Here is a 23125-nt window from a genome sequence, read left to right as displayed (position 1 = left end):
CATCTAGATTGACCACGCTACCTACCTGCCTTCTTCGTAACTTTCACTAAGTGAAAAGTCATAATGAATGCCACCCATAGGATAGAAATTAACCATAAGATATATGCCCTTTGATTTTTTAGAGGCTGAACCACCGCTTGTGCTTGTAGGTTCGATCTTTTCTTCATAAAGAATAGAGTAATTCCAGCACTTTCTCTTATGAACAATACCTAGCCTCCAATCTTTTGTATATGCTCTTTGTATATCATATTGAAGTCTGCCAAGAAGCTTATAATTGTGCGGTAAATTTATAGAGCCTGTCCCGCTTATAAAATTTTGTACCTCTTGGTCGCTCTTTTTTTCGTATGTGTGCCATAATCCTAAGTCAAAATATCTATTATCGTGATTGGCTCCTGATTGTATCTTTTCAATATATTTATGCTTGTGCGAATACTCAAGTTTATTATAAAATGATAAATTTGTCATAGGATAAAAGCCTATGATATTTTTTAGATTAGAGTATCTACTCTCTTTAGTGTAGTATCCTTGTGAGATAGTGTGTCTTAAAAGCTTTCTGCCGTCTCGATTGAAAAAATACTGAGTTAGTCTAGCAGCCACCTCATCTTTAGTATATGGAGAGTTTATAAAGCTTTGATACTTATTACCGGACATATCGTAAACATAAGTATTTTGATCATACTCTATAGTCTTATAGTCATCCGGAAGCTCTCCATTACTGTAGCCTCTAGTTATATAGTCTATTCCTAAATTTAGACTATGATAAAAGCTTTCATAAGCCTTAGCAATATCTGTGTGAAGTGAAAATTTATGAGAAATTTCTATATAGCTTGCGCTATTGTCTTCGGCTCTTGTAGGTCTATACATCTTATTTGAGTAATTTATCTGAGTTGCATACAAGTGGTTATGATATGAAAACGTTAGATAATCTTGTAAAAACGGAATATGAACTGAGACCGGCAAGCTAAATTCATGCTGCGTAGCCTCTACACCGATTTTTCTTGTATAGTTACGAGAGTAAAAATCAACCGAATAAAGAATATTCGGCAGTATCATACTATCTGTATATTTATGATACTGCAAGCTGGGATACTCTTGCAAAGTATCTTTGTTCTCATTTATATTACCAACTTTTGCGGTATCTATATAATATCTTGCATAACTACCAAAATAATGTTTATCGCTGCTTATAAAATAGTTAAATTTAGAGGTTATAAGCGAATTCTCCTCATTATTATCGCCACTTCTGCTTTTTAAATTAATAAAATCTATATCATTAAGTTTGGTCGCATCCAGCCACAACCCCTCTTGCAAGTCACCGTCTATAAGATGCTTTACTAGCCTACTGCGTTCGTATTTTACTTCTAGGCCCTTATGTGTTTTGTTTTTTAAAGGAAGTCTATTAGAGTTTTGAGATATCTGTTTTTGCCTGTAACTATCTTTATCATCAAAGAATCCAAATCCGATAGAGCCGCCAGAATAATTAGAATCTGCGAATCTAAATACCGTATAAAGCCCGGATCCCCTAAGAGTCCTAATCTGAGGATCAAACTGTAGATCCCAAGAGTTGTATTCGGCTATGTATATTGGCTGCCTGTAAAAAAATCCGCTATTTTTATTATACCCAATCTCCGGAGACAAGAGTCCTGTTCTTCGCCTAGTATCAGTGGAAAATCCAAAGTAAGGTAGGTAAAACATAGGAGTATCGTGTATATACAAGACCGGATTATAAAGATGTAGGTATTTACTCTCTTTGTTCAACTTTCCGCTACTAAATTTTATCTTCCAATCCGGATTTTGTACGTTGCAACTAGATACGATAGAACCTCTAGTTTCATAGTATTTAGAGTTGCTCTTGCTTTCGTCGTTTTGCATCCATACTTCCATATCTTTATTCATGAGAAATAAGGCCTCGTAGCTACTATCTTTACTGTTTAGGTCTATCTTTGCGTAATTACAACGAGATACCTCCTCTTTACTACGCATCAAATTTACATTTCCAAAAAGCTCTAAAATTCTACTATCTTGATTATATACGGCCTTATCCGCACTCATTATGTACTCTTTGGAATAAACCAGCACGTTTTTATTTGCGGTTACTATATTTGCCTCGCGTTTTACGTCATCTGCCAGCAGTTCAAAGTCCTGAATATTTGCAAAAACGCTCACAAACGAAACAACTAAGACAAAAAATAGTCTAATAAACATCAATCACCACTGTTTTTGCAAATTTGTCATGCCAAGTTTGAAGAAGCGGATTAGAAAGCGCCCAGATACATCCTAGGAAAAATACATTTTCACTCACAACTCTCATTAGCGCCCTAATGATAGAAATTTTAAAATTTGGCCTATCAAGAAAATCGGTATCTACACAGATGATTTTCATCACTATCTTGCCTATACTAGCACCGTAATACCAAGTAAAAAACGCTTGATATACGACCTTAAGAGCTAGAATTTGAACCAACAAATTTGAGGTCATCATCACAGTCTCTTCATAGCTTTTTACACCCTCAAACATATCCCAGTAAATTATCAAAAATAGCATAGAGAGCAAAAGCTCATCTATGGCGTAAGCAAGCGCGCGCTTTTTAAATGGTGCTAAGGTTATATTCTCGCGTTCTAGTTTATCTATGATATTTTGGCTCATTTTTTATCTTTGCCAAGCATCTGCCAAGCTATATCTTTGCGGTATTGAGAACCTTCAAATTTGACATTTTTACAAAGCTCATAAGCTCTATCTCTGGCCTCTTTTATACTTTTAGCGACCCCTACGCATACTAGCACTCTGCCTCCATCTGCATAAATTTCGCCATTTTCTTCGCTAACTCCAGCGTATGCGATATGAGAGTTTTGAGGCACTTTTAAAACCTCTATCTTAGCTTTCGGTGTGCTTGAATATGGATAATTTTTGTTAGCTATTACAACTCCGACCGCAAATTCATTCTTTAGCTTTACCTCTTTTAGCTCACCCTTTGCGGCATTTAGTAAAATTTCACTTAAATTTCCATCTATCAATGGCATCAATACTTCACACTCTGGGTCTCCAAAGCGCACGTTAAATTCTAGCACGTAAGGCTCATCATTTACCACCATAAGCCCTACAAAAAGCACTCCGCAAAAAGGATAACCCTCCGATTTCATACCTTTTAAAGTAGGCTTTACAACCTCTTCTTCTACTTGTTTTATGAGTTTAGTTGTAGCTAGTGGGCTTGGAGCATATGCCCCCATTCCGCCTGTATTTGGCCCCTCATCGTTATCAAGTAGTCTTTTGTGATCTTGAGCCACAGGCAAGCTTACAAAATTTTCTCCATCACAGATCGCAAAGAAACTTAATTCAAATCCGTCTAAAAATTCCTCTACTACTACGCATTTGCCGGCATCTCCAAAACTCTCTCCACTAAGCATTTCTTTTGCGCTAGACTTTGCTTCTTCTTTTGTTTTGGCGATTATTACACCCTTTCCTGCGCATAGTCCATCGGCTTTTACTACGATAGGAACATTTAAAGAGTCTATAAATTTACTAGCCCTATCAAAATCATCGGTATTTAGATATTTTGCGGTTTTTATACCGTTTCTTGCTAAAAAGTCCTTCATAAAGACCTTTGAGCCTTCAAGTCTAGCGGCACTTTTGCTAGGTCCAAATATCAAAAGTCCATGCTCTTTAAAAATATCCACCACTCCTTCACTAAGCGGAGCTTCCGGGCCTACAATAGTTAAAGTAATATTATTTTCTTTAGCAAATTTTGCCAGTTCGTGATAATCTTTAAATTTTAAGTTTTTTCCGAGTTTTGAAGTAGCGCCGTTTCCGGGTGCAAAGTATAAATTTGATACGTTTTTTTCGCTTTTTAGCTTAAGACCTATTGCATACTCTCGTCCGCCATTTCCGATTATAAGGATATTCATAGTAGCTCCAAATTTTAATACCCAAGTGAGCGGTGTGTAAGTAAGTGACCCTAAAACTAAAGCCAACCTTGCAAATAGGCGATTTCCTTTAGGTTGCAACTTCTCGCGCTTTTTGGGCGTTCAGACAAAGCCACATCGCACAGATACCGCACATCTTCGCCAATACTAATGTGTTGGACCCAAAAAAATACACTGCCAAATCACTCAGGCAATTAAATTATATAGTGATTTTGCTTAAAGTAATGTTTTAGCAAGCTCTATGCAAGAATCCACGCTTTGAATTTCGCTAGTTATTGGGTTTGTAAATTTAATTAGCTCACTACTTGTGGTTTTGCCTATACTAACGGCTTTATAACTATCGTCCCAGCCGAAATTTGAAATAAAATTATTTACAGCCGAAGGGGCGGTAAATATTAAGATAGAATTTGATTCTGGCTTATGCTCCAATCCTAATCTTTTGCACATATTTTTATAAGCTATGATTTGAGTCACATTGCACTCTTTTTCTTTTAGAATTTCGCCAACTCTTGAAGCAGTCTTTTGAGCTCTTAAAAATAAAGCCTTTTTGCCTTGTATCAAAGGAGCGATCTCATAAGCAAATTCGTTTCCGTGAGAGTTTTTGGCTATATAAATTTGCTCAAATCCAACCTCTTTGGCGGCTTTCGCGCAAGGCTCTCCGATAGCGTAAACTACAATTTTTTTTTCAATATTTATATCATTAAATTTTAAAGCGCTTATTGAATTTTTAGATGTAACTACAAGCACCTCAAAAACAGCTAAATTCAGATTAAATTCTAAAAATTCAATCTCGCTAAGATTTAGATTTATTATCTCTTTATCGCTACTCTTTGTGTTAGAAACTAAGAAAATTCTAGGCATTGCAGACCTTTTAACTTTGTTTGATTATATCAAAATTTTACCTATCTCGCTCCAGCTTATAAGCAACCTCTCAAGGCTAAATTTTGCATTTGCAGGACTTGTTGAAGGAAGTTTTATGATCTCTTTTTTAGTGGCTTTTAAAATCTGCTCATTTTGAAATTTTTTAGAAATTTCATAAGCCTTATTGCCATTTGTAAACACTTGAGAAATGCTCGCAACTTCAAATATAGGCTCTAAATTTGACGGGCTTATCTTAGTCATTTTGGCATCACTTGAACCAGTTATTTCACAAGCAAGAGCCGCGTCATAAATTGCAATCTTATGCTTTATTAACAATTCTATTTTCTCATCGGTATTTTTTGGAAGTTGACAATCTAAAACTGCCGTAAGCACTCTCCAAAAACGATTTTGAGGATTGGCATAGTAAAATCCCTGCTCTCTTGAAGCAACCGAAGGAAATGAGCCTAAGATTAGAATTTTAGAGTTTTTGTCAAAAATCGGCTTAAATGGATGCGTGAGCAAACTATTCATCTTGTTAGCTCGAAACTTTGAGCTATGAGATCAAAAATTTGCTCTGCTGAAATTTCGCTATCTAAATTTATACTTATCCAGTGCTTTTTATTCATATGATAAGCGGGCATTATGCGCTCATTATCACAAAGAATATAGGCAAGAGACGGATCGCATTTTAAGTTTAATATATTCAATTCGGCGCTATATTTCTTAACAATTTTCTCATTTAGTTTTTTGGCATCTACGGGCAGGAGAGCGGCAAACCATTTTTTATTTTTCGGATGTCTAAAAATGGCTATTTTAGGGCTTCTTTGAAATATAAATTCAGGGGCGATATTAAATTTGTCCTCGATATACGACACTATCTTATCTTTTAAATTTCTACCGCCCATCCACCGCTCTCGTTTTTTAAGTGGATTATACCAAAATCCATATGCGGCGTGTAAAACTAATCTCTAGTAACTATTAACAACATCTTAAATTTATCTTTTATTTTTAAAGCATGCGGTATCTTTCCTGGCATTACGATACTATCGCCTGATTTTATATCAAATTTTTCATCAGCTATAGTAAGCTCCATCTCTCCGTCAAGAGCCACCAAAAGAGCGTCTCCTGGTGCGGCATGCGTTGAAAGACCTTGTGCACCATCAAAACTCATTAGGGTCATAGTGCCGTTCTCGTTTTTTACAAGAGTTTTACTCACAACCTTACCCTCTTGATACTCTATCGCATCAACTAAACTAAAAATTTCAGCCTTTGGCAAATGATTTACCATCACGTTCTCCTTTAAATTTATTAAGATCATCTTAGTTTTCTCTTTAGTCTCAAATTTACGCCAATAATCTTTGGCTATAAGAAAGCCGCCGTTTTGCTTTAGATCAAATTTTTCATCTTCGTAAAAAAGTGAAATTTCTCCTTCTAAAACCCAAGCCAGCGAATCGCCAAACCTCTTCTCCTTGTCAAGTTCTTCATCCTTGTCAAGAGCAAACAAATCTATATCTAAATTTTTGCTTGAAAATAGCCTTTGGCTTACTATACCGCCGCTTTGGAAATAAATTTCATCTTTAATATTGTATATTTTTGGCATTTTTACCCCTTTGGTAATTTCGGACAATTATAGTGTGATTTAAAAATATTTTTGTAGATTTAGATCAATGAATTGATATTTATTTACATTTTATAAAAGAAGCTGGATTTTAAAATTTAGTAAATTATATAAATTACTCCTACTCTTCTACTATTCAATACATAAAACAGTTTAAAGTTAAAGTCTTGTGCTTACCGAATACCGACAAATCCATCTAGTTTAAGTTCTTTTTTATATTTTTTTTGGAATTCATAATTTCAAATAGTGTAGATTAGCCTAAAAAATAAAATTGCCTATTTAGCTTGTACTCCATATCATTTTTTGATATTTTTTATCATTTATAATTCATCCAAAGTAATGTCTAAGATGGCACTTCTATCTCATAAAAAGCCTTAATAACTTTATGTTACTACTCAGAATATTTTGTAAAAACAGCATCAATATAAAATTTTAGTAACGCAGAAAGAGTCAAATGTCCGCCATCCATGTTCTAATTTTATTCTCTATTAATTCTGCGTCTATGCTCCCGTCTAATCCATCTTTAGTAATTATTAAATTCCCTTTAATTTCTGATATACTTTCGCTTTCATAATTTACTTTTTTCTCTTCCCAACGCTTTCTGTATGATGAATCACTTAACATTCCAAGATGTTCAAGATAAGCAGTTTTTCCTTGATAGTGCAGAGTAAAATCAGGGATATACTTCCTCCCCTTAACATTCAAAGGCTTCTCATAGAAATACTCAACTTTCATTTTATCCAGAATATTCGCAACGATTACTTCAGACTTTGATCTAACCATTTCACCTCGACTTGTTTTATGAATCAGATTTTCTGCAAAGTATCGTTTCTGCTTTCCGATATTTATCTCCGTAATATTTGGAGTTTCGAATAAATCTGTATATCTTTGTTTGGTATCGGAATACCAATCATTGGCATACCGAATTAATTCTTCGACGGATAGATCACTTATGATCACTAATTTTTCCTTTTGACGGGAAAATGCGGTATATAATAGTTCCTTTGTGATAAATAAACTTTTTCCGTTTATAATTACTATGGTTTTTCCAAAACCGGAACCCTGTGATTTATGGACAGTAAGAGCATAGGCAAGTTCCAGCTTGGAATCACTATTATCGCCACCAAAATCATCTTTAATGTAAGAAAATTCTTTTCCCTCAAATGAAGCAAAACGAATTTTATACCACTTGGTATTCTTATCTTTCTTGCCATAATGTCCAGGATAGCCAGACATGATTCCAATTTCACCATTCGCTACATATCCTTTTCCGGATAAACCATCCCAATAGTCTCTCTCACCATTTACATTAGATATAATTTTATCTCCATAAACAATGTTTTGAATCGATTGAGGACTATATTTCACAAACGGATATTTCCATTCATCAACAATAGCTTTGCGATATTTTTCATGAATTAGATTATTTAAATAGTAACTTCCTGCACCGATAGATTTAGTTGCTGATAAGATTTGCCAATTTTCTATATGCTTGCCCGTCAGATAATTAGTGTATTCATTTACTGTAGCTCCTAAACTTCTGTTGAATCCATCAATATCATCTTCATTATTCATACCTGTAATTTCTGTCAATTGTTCAAACAAAACTGTTTTTAACTCATCTAAATCAGTATATTGAATATATTTAAAACGGCTATCTGTTTCATTATCTTGAATACGATATATAATATCCTTATCGATCGAATCCGAATCAGAGAATATTTGAGCAAATGATACGTCATCTCCACCAGAACCTTGCCTCATCTCTGTTTTTAATTTTGCAATGTTTTTTTGAGGATAGCAAACTTCCAAATAATTGATTAAATCTACAAATGGACGTCCGGCTCCTATTGGAGGCAATTGGTTAGGATCTCCTATAAAGATAATTCTTACTGCATGAGAATCAATAAGCTTTAATATACCGGCAAACATATCTTCAGTCAGCATTGAACTTTCGTCAATAATTACCGTCCTAGCACTACTGGAACTCGGTTCTGTCGGTATCTTATACGTCATTGTATTCCAGTTGAAACCTTTTGAACGAGTCAAAAATTGTGCTACAGTCATAAATTCAGCCTTAACACCATTTTTATTAAATGAATTCTCAAGCTGCACTCTCGCTTTCCCTGTAGGAGTCAATGCTAGTACTCCACCATTTTTAATTTGTTCAGAAGAAGCAAAAATCCCTAATGCCGATGTTTTGCCTGTTCCAGCTCTTCCTAATAAAACAGATATTTTAGATGATTCAAGAATTTTTAATGCTTCTACCTTTTCCTCGCGAGCCAGTTTATCGTTTTCTTCATTACTTTTCTCAAGTTCTCCAAATTGGTCATCAATAATCTTTCTCCAGTTCTGTTCACTTGATAAACCGTTTTTTAAACGATTATTCACTATATCGACAACTAATTGCTTGTAATCTTGATATTCTTTCAGTTTAATATAAGTATTTTTCTCATCAACATATAATTCACTTTCATTTAAAAATTCAACAACGCCTTCAATTTTTTCTATTTTAAAATCAGTTTTATAATCTAATGGAAGTTTATTGATTTCTTCAACTGTTTGATCATAACTAAGTAAAGTATGTCCAGTGGCCGCAGCTTTTTCCAAAACATATATCACCATTGCTCTAAATCGGCGTTTATCACCTTCTGTTCTCATTTTAATCGGGTTCTCAAGCGGATACTTATTTATTACCAGCGAATTAACAAACATTGCATTGTCGATTTGAGAAATAGCAATCTGAATACTCTCTTCTTCTTTTCTTGTCAATTCATATAGGAGATAGGGATTATTCAAAATTTCTTCAGATTTACACTTTAACTTGTTCCATGCATAAACAGACTGTTCAACCGAAAGATTTAATCGTGATAACAGTTCGAAGTATTTTACTTTTACTTCATCTTTTAGCAAGCCGTAAAATTCATCTTCATTTTCAGCCAAGCTTTCATCTAATTCTTCATCCTCAGTTATCTTATCTCCTATAAAATATAATTTCAATTCTGAAATCAAATCATTACTAGATGTATCGATATATTTTGCAATATCAAATCCGTATCTTAAGCCAAAAGCTGATAGCATAGAGCCAAGTCCCGGAAATATTCCACGCTGATTCCAAATACTTTCTAATTGAATATCAATATATTTAAGTTGCGTATTAACCCATTTATGATTAGCATTTTTGAGATTAAGTTCGGCTATGTTTTTTAATACAGTTTTTGCTTGATTTAGAATATCAATTGCCGCATCATAGCTAACCCATTCTGCTGTATATGAAAACTCTTCTCTAAAACCTGCCGGTTCAAATAATGTAACACTTTCTATATCAAAATCAGGATGACTTTTTATATACTCCAATATTTCATGATATGGCATCAAAAAGCCTTCTTTACCATCAAACCTTATCGAATGCGCCACATTAGTTTCCCATATGTAGTTCTTTTCTTCACTACTCCCATCCGATGCATATTCATGAAGTTCTGTATTGGAAACTATATTTCCTATCCCTGCAATTACACGTCTATTATCTTCAATAAACGGAACTTGCTTATAATAAGGAAAAATCAGCGAATTATTTGGACTAATATGTGAGAAAAAATATTCAAGAATTCCTTTTTGAGACTCTCCGTGTGATACCCATGCGCTTGACCAATTAAGCATTTGCTCGGTCTTTTCTAAATCAAAATAAAAATTATAGTATTTTTGCTTTTCTTTAGCATTATTCTTTAAAGTCCAAGAAAAAGGACGCAACAAAAAAGAATATGGCTTCATCTCAAAAACGGTTTTTTTGAAATGTTTAAACTTTTCATTATTTTCTCTGTATGGATGGTTCATTTCAAGATTAAGCTTAATATTACTCATAAAAGCTGCATTCTCTGTAATCCAATTCTGCATTTTCAAAGAACCTACTTCTTCATAACTTTTACCTTTATTGTTATATTCAAACTCTAAATCCCTTGATGAAGCGATGTTGGGTATTACTTGAGCGGCTACATTAAATTTTGGATTATCATCAATTCTTCCGGTATAATCATTGTCCTTCCACGGAATTCTTGTCGAAAAGTGTTGTACATACTTTGTTTCCAATCTACTATCCATTGATCGTGTTCTCCTAGTTTTAATATCAAACACTCTATATACTATTCGTTATTCTTCCCTATCAATAATTTAGTATATTTAAAATAACAATTCTCACATAAAAACTTAACTTAATATATTAATTAAACTATCTGTCTTTTTACAACTTTTGCAAAAGGACAGATAGTTTATTCCATATCTTCTCGTGGAAAGTCAATAGAGGCTATTGTTTTAATTATTATTTTTGACAGGATTTTATATTTTAATACTATTAGAATTTTTTAACCTATAAATCATTAACAAGACTTGATTTTAAATTATTTCTTCTACTCCCATTCAATCGTTGCAGGTGGCTTAGAGCTTATATCATAAACTACGCGGTTGATGCCATTAACCTCATTTATGATACGGCGAGAAATATTTTCAAGCAAATCATAAGGAAGTCTTGAGAAGCTAGCCGTCATACCGTCGCTCGCATCTACAACACGGATACAAACTGCGTTTTCATAAGTGCGGTTGTCACCCATTACGCCGACTGAATTTACATTTAGGAGTACGCAGAACGCTTGCCAAGTCTTGTTATACCAACCTGTTGATTTAAGCTCATCGCGAAGTATCACATCAGCCTTGCGAAGAAGCTCAAGGCTAGGCGTATTTACCTCTCCCATTATACGTATGGCAAGTCCGGGACCAGGGAATGGATGACGGAAGACAAGATCACGAGATAAACCAAGCTCAAGCCCAAGTTGGCGCACCTCATCTTTAAAAATTTCTTTTAAAGGCTCAATTAGCTCAAAGCTCATCCAATCAGGCAAGCCTCCCACATTATGATGACTTTTTATAGTTTTACCGGCACCAACGACAGAACTTTCAATAATATCAGTATACAGGGTGCCTTGGGCTAAGAATTTTACATTATCGTGTTTTTTGGCCTCTTTTTCAAAAATTTCTATGAAAGTTTCGCCTATTATTTTGCGTTTTCTCTCAGGATCAGTGACACCTGCGAGTCGCTCGAGGAAAGTCTTGCTAGCATCGATACTTACGAGCTCTACGCCAAGCCTTGTCCTAAAAGTGGCTTCCACTTGCTCTCTTTCGCCAGTTCTTAAAAGTCCGTTATCGACAAAGACAAGTATTACATTTTCAGGTATCGCATTAGCTAAAAGTGCTGCGGTTACAGAGCTATCCACGCCACCGCTTACAGCACAAAGAACCTTCTTATTTCCTACCTGCTCTTTTATCTTTGCGATTTGTATTTTAGCAAAACTTCCCATATTCCAAGTGCTTTCACAACCGCAGATATATTTAGCGAAATTCTTTAAAATTTGTGAGCCAAATTCGCTATGTTGCACCTCTGGATGAAATTGAAGTGCATAAATTTTGCGTTTATCGTCTCCAAATACGCAATAAGGCGAATTTTCGCTAATAGCAAGTGCCTCAAAGCCATTTGGAATATTTTTAACATAGTCGGCATGGCTCATCCATACTATCTGTTTTTCAGGAGTTCCTGTGAATAAACCATGCTCTTTAATTATGCTAAGTTCAGCCTTGCCATACTCTTTTTGACTAGCCAATGCAACCTCTGCCTTATTTACATAAGCGATTAGCTGCATACCGTAGCAGATACCAAGGATAGGCACTTTTAGCTTAAAAACACCATCGTCGCAAAAGTAAGCATCGCTTGCGTATACGCTTGCAGGACCACCGCTTAAAATGATACCTTTTGGCTTTTTTGCCTTGATATCTTCAAGCTTGGCATTAAATGGTAAAATTTCCGTATACACACCTTGTTCACGCAATCTGCGAGCTATCAGCTGAGTGTATTGAGAACCGAAATCTAAAACGATAATATCTGATGTAGTCATAAAAAAATCCTAAAAATTTTATTTAATCGACCATAAAATGGGCGACATAAATTCTTTTATCATAAAATCAAAACATAGCCAAAAAGCGCAAATGCTTAAAATTTATTAATTCTATCCGTCTTTCTTATACTTTCTTGACTTTCGCCAGTATCATAAAATGGATTAGCCTTATATCCGCAACCGCTCAATAAAAAGATTAATAAAAAAAATGCTAAAATCCATTTATGAAAGATGCTAAATTTATTATAGACCATATTCTAAATAATCCTTCGTATAAAGAGCTTAAAAGCCGTAGCGAGTGCTTGGAATTCACCAAACTACTTAGCTTAAACCATCAACGGCTAATAGCTTTTTGCTATGTTAAAAATAACATTTTATTTTTTGCCCTACTTCATCCGCTAGGACTTCAGGAGCTAAAACGAGATAATAATATAAGTATGATAAAAGGCTTATTAAAAATTTATTGCAGCGTTAATAAAGATAGTAAATTGGCTCAAATTTCGGATATAAAATTTTTCGTAACTAAAAATTTACGCTTCAAACAAGAATCAAAAATTTTACTTAAAATTGTAAATTTTGAAAAGTCCAAAGGGGAGTTTATAAATTTAGCTAAAAATCCCCAAATTCATGCCAAATTTGAAGCTATAAGAGAGAAAATAAAAGCGAATTTAGATGCTAATAGATGAAATTCGCTCACTTCCAAATAGTCCAGGGATCTACCAATATTTTGACAAATTTGGCAAGCTTCTTTATGTGGGCAAAGCAAAAATTTTAAAAAACCGAGTCAAAAGCTATTTTAGCTTCACGCCAACTCTTGCGCCATCGCCAAAAGTAGGTCCAAGAATACATAAAATGATAAGCGAAACCACTCATCTTGAGTATATAATAACTCCAAGCGAAGCTGATGCTTTAATTCTTGAAAACTCGTTTATAAAGCAACTTAAGCCAAAATATAATATCTTGTTAAGAGACGATAAGACCTACCCTTATATCTACGTAAATTTGGATGATGAATTTCCAAGGTTTGATATCACAAGAAAGATAGTAAAAGGCAAAAATATTAAGTATTTTGGCCCATATTTTAGAGGCGGAAGAGAGCTTTTAGAGGCCTTGCAAATGAGTTTTAAACTAGTGCAAAGCAAAGCCGCACTTAAGGCAAAAGGCTCATACTTGCCATATCAGATAGGATATTCAGAGGCTCCGCTTATAAGCAAAATTTCTCAAAATGAATATTCAAAAGTCGTAAATGCTGCAATATCAGCACTGCAAAATCCAAATTCTTTAATAGCAACTTTAACAAATCTAATGACAAAATACGCCCAAAACGAAAACTACGAGCAGGCGGCAAAAATCAGAGACAAGATAAATGCCATAAAAGATCTGGATACCAAAATAGAAGTCGATCTGGCCAAACTTGAGGATTTTGAAGTGTTTGCGATGAATTCTTGCCAAAATATGATCTGTGCGGTTAGATTTAGCATTCAAAACGGCAAAATAAGCGGAGTAAATCAAAATATTACAAATTTAAAAATGAATCTTGATAACGATACAAACGATGCCTACAAGCAAATAATCCTAGAGAGCTTTCCTGTCGATATGCCGGTAATTAGTTCTAAAATTTACACACTTGATAAATTTGAAGACTCGGGCTTGGTAGAGGAAATTTTAACCGCTAGGCATAGTAAAAAATTTAGCATATCTACACCAAAAATAGGCGAAAAAAAACGAATTTGCGATATGGCAGGAAAAAATGCGGAAATTTCTATACAAAACTATCTAAAAACCCATGATAACGAGCTTTTAAAAGAGATAAAAGAGTATTTTTCGCTTACTCATACTCCATATGCTGTCGAAACCTTTGATAACTCGCATATGTTTGGCAAAGCCTGTGTCGGCGCTATGATAAGATTTGAGCATGGAAATTTCATCAAAGACAAATACCGCCACGTTCATCTACAAAGCAAAAACGACTACGATCAGATGCGAGAGATGCTCATAGAAAGAGCTCTTAGGTTTGATAAAATTTCCGCTCCCGATCTTTGGATAATAGACGGAGGGCAAGCTTTACTAGATCTGGCTAATGAAATTTTAAAAAGTAGCGGAGCAAACGTAGATGTCATAGCAATTTCAAAAGAGAAAATAGACTCCAAAGCCCACCGCGCCAAGGGAGCTGCAAAGGATAAAATTTATACGAATTTAGGCTCATTTTTGCTTGCTACAAATGATAAAAAATTGCAGTTTTTTCAAAGACTTCGTGATGAGGCACACAGATTTGCCATAACATTTCATCAAAAGACTAAAAAAAGAGAGGATATGGAGGCTTCAAGGCTGATACAAGCTGGAATTTCTCAAGGAAGCATAGCCAAGCTCGTTAAATTTTATGGAAATTTTGAAAATATACTAAACGCAAATTTTGATGAGATAACTAAAATAACAAACAAAAGCGTTGCGGAAAAAATAGAGTTAATAAAAAAATAGTATTAAAGATTAGGATTTTAGCCTTTGAGGAAATTAAACCGCAAAGGCTAAATTTGTATAAATTTATTTTTTGCTATTTTTATCCTGAAGACTGTCGCCCTTAAACCAATTTATAACCTTATCAAATACGCTTTCATCGGCACTGCTTTTGCCGTTTTCTATACCAAAGCTCTCTTGAAGCTTTTTAAGTATCTCTGCTTGCTCATCGGTTAATTTACTAGGTGACTTTATAGAAATTTGAGCTATCAATCGCCCTACTTTTCTACTACTTACGCTTTTTATCCCCTCGCCTTCAAATACGAACTGCTGCTTATCTTTGGCGCCTATTGGTAACTTTAGATCTGTTGATCCGTTAAGCGTAGGTATTTTGATAGTTTCTCCAAGAATCGCTTGAGTGAAAAATACAGGAATTTCTATGTATACGTCATTTCCGTTTCTGATAAAATGTTCATCTGGCTCAACCGATATACTCACATAAAGATCGCCTCTGCTTCCATCTACGGAAAGGTTGCCTTTGCCTGCTACTCTCATTCTCATGCCGTTATCTACGCCGGCTGGGATATTTATGGTGACGCTTTGCTTCTCCTCATCATAGCCTCTGCCTTCGCATTTACCGCAAATATCTTTTACTACTTCGCCGGTTCCGCTACAATATGGACACTCTTGAACAAAGCTCATAAAGCCTCTTTGCTGGCTTATTCGCCCTTTTCCTCCACAATGAGGACAAGACTTATACGCACCGTCTTTTGAGCCTGTGCCTTTGCAACTTTGACAAGGTTTTTTAATACTAAATTTTACTTCCCTTTCTACTCCAAAAACAGCCTCGTTAAACTCTATATTTACAGAGATTTCAAAATCAAGAGGATACTTATCAAGGCTTCTTTTTCTCCTGCGATCGCCTCCAAAATCACCGCCAAAAAACGAGCTAAATATATCTCCTAGATCAAAATCGGCACTAAAGCCTCCGCCAAATCCTCCAGCACCGCCTTCAAGCCCGGCCTTGCCATATCTATCGTAAATTCTACGCTTTTCTTCATCACCTAATACCTGATAAGCCTCATTTACTAGCTTAAATTTCTCTTCGGCCTCTTTATCTCCCTGATTTCTATCCGGATGATATTTAAGCGCAAGTTTTCTAAATGCTTTTTTTATAGTTTCGGAGTCGCTTGTTCTACTGATCTCTAGAATTTCGTAATAATTAATCTCCAAAAATTCTCCTAGTTTTTTTAATTTTAAAAATAGATTTTATCCTATTGAAGCTAAAATTTAAATTTTAATTTACAAATAGCAAAACTAGGCGCTAAAAGCTATTTGTCATATAATTTAACAATTTTTAGTTATAATAAGCGCCAAATCAACAAAGAGAGGTTCATAATGATTAACGTTTTGATGATCGAAGACGATCCAGAATTTGCTCAAATTCTATCAGAATATTTAGATAATTTTAATATAAAAGTCACCAACTATGAAGATCCTTATCTTGGACTAAGTGCAGGCATCAAAAACTATGATTTACTAATTTTAGATCTTACGTTACCTGGCATAGACGGACTTGAGGTATGCAAAGAGATTCGCGAAAAATACGATATACCTATTATTATTTCATCGGCCAGAAGCGATATAAGCGATAAGGTCGTAGGACTTCAAATAGGGGCTGACGACTATCTTCCAAAGCCTTACGATCCAAAAGAGATGCACGCCAGAATAATGAGTTTAATTAGAAGATATAAAAAATCTCACGAAAACGTAGAAGAGGTAGTGGATTCAGCCTTTAGAATAGATGAAAAAAGACATGAAATTTATTACAACAATGAGGCGTTAACACTAACTCCTGCCGAATATGAAATTTTAACTTATCTTATCAAGCAACATAGCTTCTCAGTATCAAGAGAGCAACTTGTCTATAATTGCAAAAGCTTAAAAGACAAGGATTCAAAGAGCTTAGACGTAATCATAGGAAGACTGAGAACCAAGATAGGGGATAACTCAAAAAATCCAAGGCACATATTCTCGGTTCGCGGTATAGGCTATAAGCTAATAGGATGATAAGATACTCTATCACCACTAAAATCACTGTAGTATTCGTAATCGCGTTTTCGCTTGTTTGTATGTTGCTATTTACATTTGGCAACATACAGCTTAATAATATGCTAGAAAAGGTCAAAGACAAGCAAGTAAGCGCGATAAATTATCTTATTACGCTATATGAAAAATCAAATCCGCCAAGCGATTTATCGCACTATTTTAAAAATTTTGGACTATCTTACATAGATAATAAAAATTTAGTCACAGAGATAGTAAATAACGGACATCCGGTGTTTGCTAAACAAACTCCTTTAGGGCTTATACAGTCAATTCACTACAGAGATAATCTATTTTTACAGATAAAAAATCCGGCATTTCAAATTTTGCTTGAAAGCAACGATGCAAAAAATATAAACGATCCGCTTTGGATAGGATTTTTTATTACGGTGACATTGCTTGTATCACTCTATATCTCTGTTATAAACTCTCTTGCTCCGCTTAAAAAGCTAAGTAAAGATATACGTAAATTTGCTAGCGGAAATATGGAGGTCGAAATATCAGCAAAGACTGCGCAGTCTGATGATGAAATTTCTCGTGTAGCAATTGAATTTGATAATGCAGCAGCCAAGATAAGAGAGCTTATAAAATCTAGGCAATTATTTTTACGAACAATAATGCACGAACTAAAAACTCCTATAGGCAAAGGTAGAATAGTGGCCGAAATGGTGCAAAACGAAACTCAAAAAAATCGTCTTATAACTATCTTTGAAAAGCTTGACATGCTAATAAACGAATTTGCAAAAATAGAGCAACTACTCTCAAAAAGCTATGCCCTAAACTATCAAGAGTGCTTCTTTTCTATAATAATGGAGCAGGTCAGAGATATGCTTATGCTTGATAAATTTGAAGAGAGAGTTATTTGTGACTTTAATGATGATATGCTTTTGAGAGTTGATTTTCAGCTATTTGCTTTGGCGGTTAAAAATTTAGTAGATAACGCCCTAAAATATGCTGATGATAAAAAAGCTCAGGTAATCTGTACCAAAAATGAAATTTATATTAAAAATTTAGGCAAGCCTCTTGAGAAACCTATAGAATACTATATGCAAGCCTTTATAAGAGAAAAAAATAGCAATAGCGCAGGAATGGGGCTTGGACTTTACATCATAGATCATATATGTCAAATGCACAAATTTAACTTATCTTATTCTTATGAAGATGGATATCATATATTTTGCATCAATACAAAACCCAAGGTAGCCGCTTGAGAAAAGGACTTGAGAAATTTAACGAGCTTATAGCAGCCTTTGAAAAGCTTCCTGGAGTTGGCAAAAAATCAGCCCAAAGATTTGCCTACCATGTTTGTTTAGGCGATAGCTTCGGAGGACTTAAGCTAGCTCAAAGTATAGAAGATGCGGTTAGGTTTACTAAAAAATGTCAAATTTGTAGCGGACTTAGCGAAGATGAAATTTGTGATATTTGTAGCGATGAAACGAGAGATAGAGCGTTACTAGCAGTAGTAGAAAATCCAAAAGACATCTTAATACTTGAACAAAACGGAATCTATTCAGGGCTTTACTTCGTGCTTGAAGAGCTTACCCCAAAAATCATAGAAGATTTAAAAAACTGCATTATTAAAAACGGCACAGAAGAGATTATATTCGCATTAACTCCAAATATAAACAGCGATGCGTTGATAATTTTCATAGAGGATCAACTTAAAAATTTAGATGTAAAATTTAGCAAGATCGCTCAAGGAGTCCCTACCGGAGTAAGTTTAGAAAATATCGATCTACTCTCGCTTATGAAAGCTATTGAGAGTAGAACGAAAATATAACCTTAAAGCTTATCGCCTAAAATTAATTATTTAGAAGCCTTTTGAATATAGGCAAATTCAGATATCTTAGTCCACTCTCTAGCTTTTGCTAAAAACGATCTTTGAGAGTCTAAAATCTCTTTAAATAACGGATCTTTAGCAGCCTCTTGATCCAAAATTTCATTTGCGGCATTTTTAAGAGCAGCCATAACATCATCCGGGAAGGATTTAATCTCTATTCCAGGAAATTCTGATTTCATCTTGCTCCAAAAGTTAATATTATCAAAATAAGCTTTTGCATAAAGCTCGCTTGCGACCCTGCTAGAAGCAGTCTCTATAATAGCTTTTAGATCATCAGGAAGCTTCTGATAAACTTTTTTATTTACAAAAAATTGAGTTTGCGCACTTGGCTCTTGCCAGCCCGTATAGTAGTATTTAGCCACTTTGTGAAATCCAAGACCCATATCAAATGCAGGACTTACCCACTCTACAGCATCTATAGTCCCCATCTCAAGAGCCATATATAACTCGCCTGTAGGAATAGTATTGATAATAGAGCCGATTTTAGCCATTACTTCACCGCCAAAGCCGGGAATTCTGACCTTAAGACCTTTTAGGTCATCTACGCTTTTTATCTCTTTTTTAAACCAACCGCCCATTTGAGTACCGGTGTCGCCTGCACTAAATACTTTAATATTGTGCTTATCGTAAACTTTTGCCTCAAGCTCTTTACCGCCGCCAAATTCATACCAAGCATGAAGTTCTGCAGGAGTCATACCAAAAGGTAGAGCTGTAAAAAACATAGTCTTAGGATCTTTTCCCTTGTAGTAATAAGATGCCGTATAGCCAAGATCGTATTGACCGCTTTTTACAAAATCAAGAATACCAAAAGATGACTTATGTTTAGACGGATAGTCAATTCTAATCTCTATCCTGCCACCTGACATATCCTCAACATATGTTTTAAAATTCTTTACGGCATCACCTAAAACAGGTGTTGTGCCCTCCCATGTGCTTGCAAGCTTTAGTTTATGCTTCTTGCCATCATTAGCAAACGCAAATGTAGAAACCAACATAGCCATTAAAATAGCCAAAATTTTTCTCATCCACTCTCCTTGAAATTAAATTTTTTGCATTATACTTTTAGAAATTTAAAGTGGCTTTAAAATTACAAATTTAAAAAAACATCAAAGATATAAGATGTATATAAATACTACATTTGAGTTTGAAATGTATCCTATTTGTATCCAATTTTTGATAGAATACGAGAAATTTAATAAGGAATATTATGATAAAAAAGACAAAAATTTTAGCCACTATAGGTCCTGCAAGCGAAGGTGAAGAGATAATCGAAAATCTAGTTAAAGCTGGCGTAAATGCCTTTAGACTAAATTTTAGCCACGGCACACACGATTATCATAAGGCAAACATAGAAAAAATAAGAAGAGTCGAAGAGAAGCTAAACTACAGGGTAGGCATTTTTCAGGATATCTGTGGTCCAAAAATAAGAATAGGCAAGCTAGATAAACCCTTTGAGCTTAAATCAGGAGATATTATAGAGGTTCACTCCGGCGAAATAATAGGTGGGCAAATTTCACCAAATCGCTATAAACTTAGCATAAATCAGCCTCAAATTCTGCCTATGCTAAAAGAAGGCGAATACATCTACTTATATGATGGCTCAATACGCACAAAAGTTATAAAAAGCGGAAATGATGCGGTTGAAGCGGTTGTTGAAAATGATGGTTTTTTAAACTCAAACAAGGGAGTAAATTTCCCAAATACAAAGATCAATATTGATGTAATCACAGAAAAAGACCTAAAAGATATGGAATTTGGAGCCAAAAACGGAGTAAATTTCGTAGCAATCTCATTTGTGCAAAACGCCAATGACATCTTAAAGGCGAGAGAAATTTTAAAATCATTCGGCTCAAAAGCTAAAATTTATGCCAAGATAGAGAAATTTGATGCTGTTGAAAACATTGATGAGATTATAAGAGTAAGCGACGGTATAATGGTAGCTCGAGGGGACTTGGGCATAGAAGTGCCTTATTACAGAGTTCCTACAATTCAAAAGCTAATTATAAAAAAAGCGAATGAAGCTTCAAAGCCGGTCATAACGGCAACACAAATGATGCTAAGTATGGCAGAACACGAAACTGCAACAAGAGCTGAGATAAGCGACGTAGCAAATGCCGTCTTAGATGGAACAGATGCTGTAATGTTAAGCGAAGAGAGCGCTATAGGCAAAAATCCTGTCGCGGTCGTAGAGGCGATGAGAAATACGATAGTACAGGTTCAGCAAATTTATCCTTTTAATAAATTTGATCAATTTGGCTACTTCGACGAGACAGATATGGTGGCTTCAAGCACCACTCGCCTTGCTTCGCAATTAAAAGTTGATGCGATATTATCCGTAACCGGATCTGGAAAATCGGCTATAAAAATGGCAAGATATAGACCAAACATTGATATTATAGCAATTACTCACGATGAAGAGACTGCACACTCACTCACTCTTGCATGGGGGGTAATGCCGGCCTTTACGGTTAAGCTTGAGATGCTAAACATGATAATCGCAAATACGACAAAAAAAGCTCACAAACTAGGATATATAGATCACGATAAAACCTATATAATGACTGCCGGATACCCTGCCGGAATAGAGGGTAGCACAAATATGATACGTATCTTGAAGCGCGACCAGATAGACTACTATCTAAATATAGCCGACGATAATAGCTAAATAAATTTCTCTTTGCTAATGTGAAGTTGGCAAAGAGAGGATAAATTAAAGATTAAAAGCCTCTCTCATGTGTTTTTCTATAACTTTTTCATCAAGGGAGTTGGAATAAAATAAATTTAGAGCCAAAACAGCCTGATGAAGCAACATATCAGAACCGTTTTTGCAAATAATTCCATTTGCAATAGCCATATTTAAAAATGAGGTAGGCTTATTATATATTACATCAAAAGCAAATTTGGCTCTTTTAAATATAGGCTCTAAAATTTCAATTGGCGCAGGCAAACTATCGTCATTTAGTCCGGCAGAAGTTGTATTTACAACCAGCTGAAATTCACTGCCCGCAAATGTATCCCATGTAAAATTTTTAAATTCGCTGAAATTTTCAAGCCTTGACTTACTTCTATTTAGGATAGTAACATTGGCTCCAGAATTTTTAAGTGCATGAGCTATGGCTCTTGCTGTTCCTCCTGCACCCAAGACAAGAGCGGTTTTAATGCTACCAAATTTTTCAATAGAGCGCATAAATCCGGGAGCATCGGTATTGTATCCGTAAATTTGATCGTTTTTAAGCACAATGGTATTAATGGAGCCTATTTTTAGAGCTTTTTCTTCTACCGCATCGCATTGATTTAAAACTATCTCTTTATGAGGAATCGTGATGTTTGCACCACTTAATTTAAGACTTTTAAATTTAGCAACCAAACTATTGCCGTCTTCAAGCAAAACCCTAGTATAAAATCCGTTAAGACCCATTCTCTGCAAGGCTAGATTATGAAGCCTTGGAGAGATCGAGTGCTTTATCGGATTTCCAAAAACTGCAAAAACCCGCATTATTTAATATTGACTATAAATGCACCGCTTGCGATATTTTTCCTTATATTTGCAAGCTCTGTTGATAGCTGCGAGCCACTAAATGGTCCTATTAGAACCTTTATAACCTTTCCACCTTTAATATCTGCCTCATAGAGCTTATACGTATATCCATTTGCCTTTATTTTTTTAATTTCAGATACATTTTCATTGAATTTTTTCACCGCAAAAACTTGCACATAGCTTCCTCTTGCAAGGCCTTGAGATTTTACATTAGAGACTTGGGTATCCTTTTTTATGCTCTCTTTAGGAGGCTGGGAAGTTTTTTTATCTTCTTTTGGTTTTACTACTGTTACTTTTTGCTCATTCTTCTTTGACTCTATCTGCTTAGTTTCTACTTTTGTCTTCTCTCCGTCCTTTGAAGTGGCTACATTTTCTGCTGGAGCAGGAGGAGTAACTGATTTATTTTGAGTCATAGCTTGTTCTTGTTTTTTTACCTCTTTTTCCTTGAGTGTTTTTACCATATCCTCAAAGCTCTCTTGCCCTTTGTTTTCAGGTATTATAGGCACCTGCTGAAATAGGCTATCATTCTTCTGGCTATCCGAGACGGAATTTGACTGAGTATTTGGTTGAATATCTTTCTCGGCGGTATTTTGCGCCTCATCTTTGGCGATCGTCTGAGGAAGAGTTTGTTTGGTTGTATCTGGCTCAGGCGGAAGAATAAGTCTGGAGTCAGGTTGAGAAATTTGATTTCCACTATCACTAGTATTTAAAATTTTCATAACTATCAAAACAGTTAAAAACAAAATAGTAAATGCGGCAATTAGTATAAGAATTTTCTTAAAACTTCTACCTTTTTTATCCTCTTCTTTTTCCAGCATGATATCTCTTAATTCATTGTATTCCATTTT

19 protein-coding genes are annotated in these 23125 nt (G+C 35.0%); 6 read left to right on the top strand and 13 right to left on the bottom strand.

The annotated features are described in order from the left end of the window. Window positions 1–21 precede the first annotated feature (21 nt). The 9 genes from CDOMF_RS03065 to guaA form a co-directional block, all read right to left on the bottom strand. Window positions 22–2205: an LPS-assembly protein LptD gene (locus CDOMF_RS03065; protein WP_260952402.1), complete on the bottom strand. Its 2184-nt coding sequence runs from the start codon at window positions 2203–2205 to the stop codon at window positions 22–24. Then, window positions 2195–2647 carry an RDD family protein gene (locus CDOMF_RS03060; RefSeq protein ID WP_260952400.1) on the bottom strand — a complete coding sequence of 151 codons (453 nt, stop codon included), beginning with the start codon at window positions 2645–2647 and terminating at the stop codon, window positions 2195–2197. The genes CDOMF_RS03065 and CDOMF_RS03060 overlap by 11 nt, the downstream gene beginning before the upstream one ends. Beyond that, entirely contained in the window at window positions 2644–3903 is a 1260-nt protein-coding gene (gene purD / locus CDOMF_RS03055) for a phosphoribosylamine--glycine ligase (RefSeq protein ID WP_260952399.1), read from the bottom strand. The genes CDOMF_RS03060 and purD overlap by 4 nt, the downstream gene beginning before the upstream one ends. Window positions 3904–4137: 234 nt before the next feature. Then, window positions 4138–4782, bottom strand: a complete 645-nt coding sequence (locus CDOMF_RS03050; protein ID WP_260952398.1) for a uroporphyrinogen-III synthase — start codon at window positions 4780–4782, stop codon at window positions 4138–4140. Between the two features lie 24 nt (window positions 4783–4806). Beyond that, the gene (locus CDOMF_RS03045) at window positions 4807–5313 is read right to left on the bottom strand and encodes a DNA-deoxyinosine glycosylase (RefSeq protein WP_260952397.1); all 507 of its coding nucleotides are present in this window, start codon (window positions 5311–5313) and stop codon (window positions 4807–4809) included. Beyond that, window positions 5310–5687 carry an MmcQ/YjbR family DNA-binding protein gene (locus CDOMF_RS03040; RefSeq protein ID WP_260952395.1) on the bottom strand — a complete coding sequence of 126 codons (378 nt, stop codon included), beginning with the start codon at window positions 5685–5687 and terminating at the stop codon, window positions 5310–5312. Before CDOMF_RS03040 ends, CDOMF_RS03045 begins: the two co-directional genes overlap by 4 nt. Window positions 5688–5743: 56 nt before the next feature. Further along, a complete protein-coding gene (locus tag CDOMF_RS03035) occupies window positions 5744–6382 on the bottom strand; it encodes a cupin domain-containing protein (RefSeq protein ID WP_172128998.1) in 639 nt (212 codons plus the stop codon). Between the two features lie 468 nt (window positions 6383–6850). Next, on the bottom strand, window positions 6851–10498 hold the full coding sequence (locus tag CDOMF_RS03030) for an ATP-dependent DNA helicase (RefSeq protein ID WP_260952394.1): 3648 nt from the start codon (window positions 10496–10498) through the stop codon (window positions 6851–6853). A gap of 305 nt (window positions 10499–10803) precedes the next feature. Then, on the bottom strand, window positions 10804–12339 hold the full coding sequence (gene guaA / locus CDOMF_RS03025) for a glutamine-hydrolyzing GMP synthase (RefSeq protein ID WP_260952393.1): 1536 nt from the start codon (window positions 12337–12339) through the stop codon (window positions 10804–10806). A gap of 224 nt (window positions 12340–12563) precedes the next feature. On the opposite strand from guaA, the gene CDOMF_RS03020 reads away from it, so the two are divergent. Both CDOMF_RS03020 and uvrC read left to right on the top strand, forming a co-directional pair. After that, a complete protein-coding gene (locus CDOMF_RS03020; protein WP_260952392.1) occupies window positions 12564–13025 on the top strand; it encodes a hypothetical protein in 462 nt (153 codons plus the stop codon). Next, window positions 13012–14817 (top strand): excinuclease ABC subunit UvrC, encoded by a 1806-nt coding sequence (uvrC, locus tag CDOMF_RS03015; RefSeq protein ID WP_260952391.1) that lies wholly within the window; start codon window positions 13012–13014, stop codon window positions 14815–14817. Before CDOMF_RS03020 ends, uvrC begins: the two co-directional genes overlap by 14 nt. Window positions 14818–14880: 63 nt before the next feature. Here the strand turns inward: uvrC and dnaJ are convergent, their stop codons facing one another. Continuing rightward, window positions 14881–16026, bottom strand: coding sequence for a molecular chaperone DnaJ (gene dnaJ / locus CDOMF_RS03010; protein WP_260952390.1), 1146 nt, complete (start codon window positions 16024–16026; stop codon window positions 14881–14883). A gap of 165 nt (window positions 16027–16191) precedes the next feature. Between dnaJ and CDOMF_RS03005 the strand changes: the two genes are divergently transcribed. From CDOMF_RS03005 to recR, 3 genes are read left to right on the top strand one after another with little or no spacing between them, the layout of a single operon-like run. Next, window positions 16192–16863 carry a response regulator transcription factor gene (locus CDOMF_RS03005; RefSeq protein WP_169974319.1) on the top strand — a complete coding sequence of 224 codons (672 nt, stop codon included), beginning with the start codon at window positions 16192–16194 and terminating at the stop codon, window positions 16861–16863. Further along, on the top strand, window positions 16863–18110 hold the full coding sequence (locus CDOMF_RS03000) for an ArsS family sensor histidine kinase (RefSeq protein ID WP_336296825.1): 1248 nt from the start codon (window positions 16863–16865) through the stop codon (window positions 18108–18110). The genes CDOMF_RS03005 and CDOMF_RS03000 overlap by 1 nt, the downstream gene beginning before the upstream one ends. Beyond that, window positions 18107–18679: a recombination mediator RecR gene (recR, locus tag CDOMF_RS02995; RefSeq protein ID WP_260952388.1), complete on the top strand. Its 573-nt coding sequence runs from the start codon at window positions 18107–18109 to the stop codon at window positions 18677–18679. The genes CDOMF_RS03000 and recR overlap by 4 nt, the downstream gene beginning before the upstream one ends. Window positions 18680–18705: 26 nt before the next feature. On the opposite strand, the gene CDOMF_RS02990 is transcribed toward recR, so the two are convergent. Then, on the bottom strand, window positions 18706–19764 hold the full coding sequence (locus CDOMF_RS02990) for a TRAP transporter substrate-binding protein (RefSeq protein ID WP_260952386.1): 1059 nt from the start codon (window positions 19762–19764) through the stop codon (window positions 18706–18708). Window positions 19765–19946: 182 nt separating this feature from the next. Here CDOMF_RS02990 and pyk point away from each other — a divergent pair, with 182 nt between their 5' ends. Continuing rightward, window positions 19947–21404, top strand: coding sequence for a pyruvate kinase (pyk, locus tag CDOMF_RS02985; protein ID WP_169974325.1), 1458 nt, complete (start codon window positions 19947–19949; stop codon window positions 21402–21404). Window positions 21405–21449: 45 nt separating this feature from the next. On the opposite strand, the gene CDOMF_RS02980 is transcribed toward pyk, so the two are convergent. Then, window positions 21450–22235, bottom strand: coding sequence for a shikimate dehydrogenase (locus tag CDOMF_RS02980; protein WP_260952385.1), 786 nt, complete (start codon window positions 22233–22235; stop codon window positions 21450–21452). Then, a complete protein-coding gene (locus tag CDOMF_RS02975) occupies window positions 22235–23122 on the bottom strand; it encodes an SPOR domain-containing protein (RefSeq protein ID WP_260952384.1) in 888 nt (295 codons plus the stop codon). The genes CDOMF_RS02980 and CDOMF_RS02975 overlap by 1 nt, the downstream gene beginning before the upstream one ends. Window positions 23123–23125 lie beyond the last annotated feature (3 nt).

The sequence above is a fragment of the Campylobacter sp. RM16187 genome, assembly GCF_025319965.1.
Lineage (GTDB): Bacteria > Campylobacterota > Campylobacteria > Campylobacterales > Campylobacteraceae > Campylobacter_A.
Note: the sequence above shows the minus strand (reverse complement) of the source record. Positions and strands in the feature narration are given on the sequence as shown.

Coding starts and splice junctions, on each gene's coding strand:
- CDOMF_RS03050 (WP_260952398.1), bottom strand. CDS start 4,782: ATGCCTAGAATTTTCTTAGTTTCTAACACAAAGAGTAGCGATAAAGAG.
- uvrC (WP_260952391.1), top strand. CDS start 13,012: ATGCTAATAGATGAAATTCGCTCACTTCCAAATAGTCCAGGGATCTAC.
- CDOMF_RS03040 (WP_260952395.1), bottom strand. CDS start 5,687: ATGGGCGGTAGAAATTTAAAAGATAAGATAGTGTCGTATATCGAGGAC.
- CDOMF_RS03045 (WP_260952397.1), bottom strand. CDS start 5,313: ATGAATAGTTTGCTCACGCATCCATTTAAGCCGATTTTTGACAAAAAC.
- CDOMF_RS02990 (WP_260952386.1), bottom strand. CDS start 19,764: ATGAGAAAAATTTTGGCTATTTTAATGGCTATGTTGGTTTCTACATTT.
- pyk (WP_169974325.1), top strand. CDS start 19,947: ATGATAAAAAAGACAAAAATTTTAGCCACTATAGGTCCTGCAAGCGAA.
- CDOMF_RS03020 (WP_260952392.1), top strand. CDS start 12,564: ATGAAAGATGCTAAATTTATTATAGACCATATTCTAAATAATCCTTCG.
- CDOMF_RS03005 (WP_169974319.1), top strand. CDS start 16,192: ATGATTAACGTTTTGATGATCGAAGACGATCCAGAATTTGCTCAAATT.
- guaA (WP_260952393.1), bottom strand. CDS start 12,339: ATGACTACATCAGATATTATCGTTTTAGATTTCGGTTCTCAATACACT.
- CDOMF_RS02975 (WP_260952384.1), bottom strand. CDS start 23,122: ATGGAATACAATGAATTAAGAGATATCATGCTGGAAAAAGAAGAGGAT.
- CDOMF_RS03030 (WP_260952394.1), bottom strand. CDS start 10,498: ATGGATAGTAGATTGGAAACAAAGTATGTACAACACTTTTCGACAAGA.
- purD (WP_260952399.1), bottom strand. CDS start 3,903: ATGAATATCCTTATAATCGGAAATGGCGGACGAGAGTATGCAATAGGT.
- CDOMF_RS03035 (WP_172128998.1), bottom strand. CDS start 6,382: ATGCCAAAAATATACAATATTAAAGATGAAATTTATTTCCAAAGCGGC.
- CDOMF_RS03060 (WP_260952400.1), bottom strand. CDS start 2,647: ATGAGCCAAAATATCATAGATAAACTAGAACGCGAGAATATAACCTTA.
- CDOMF_RS03065 (WP_260952402.1), bottom strand. CDS start 2,205: ATGTTTATTAGACTATTTTTTGTCTTAGTTGTTTCGTTTGTGAGCGTT.
- CDOMF_RS02980 (WP_260952385.1), bottom strand. CDS start 22,235: ATGCGGGTTTTTGCAGTTTTTGGAAATCCGATAAAGCACTCGATCTCT.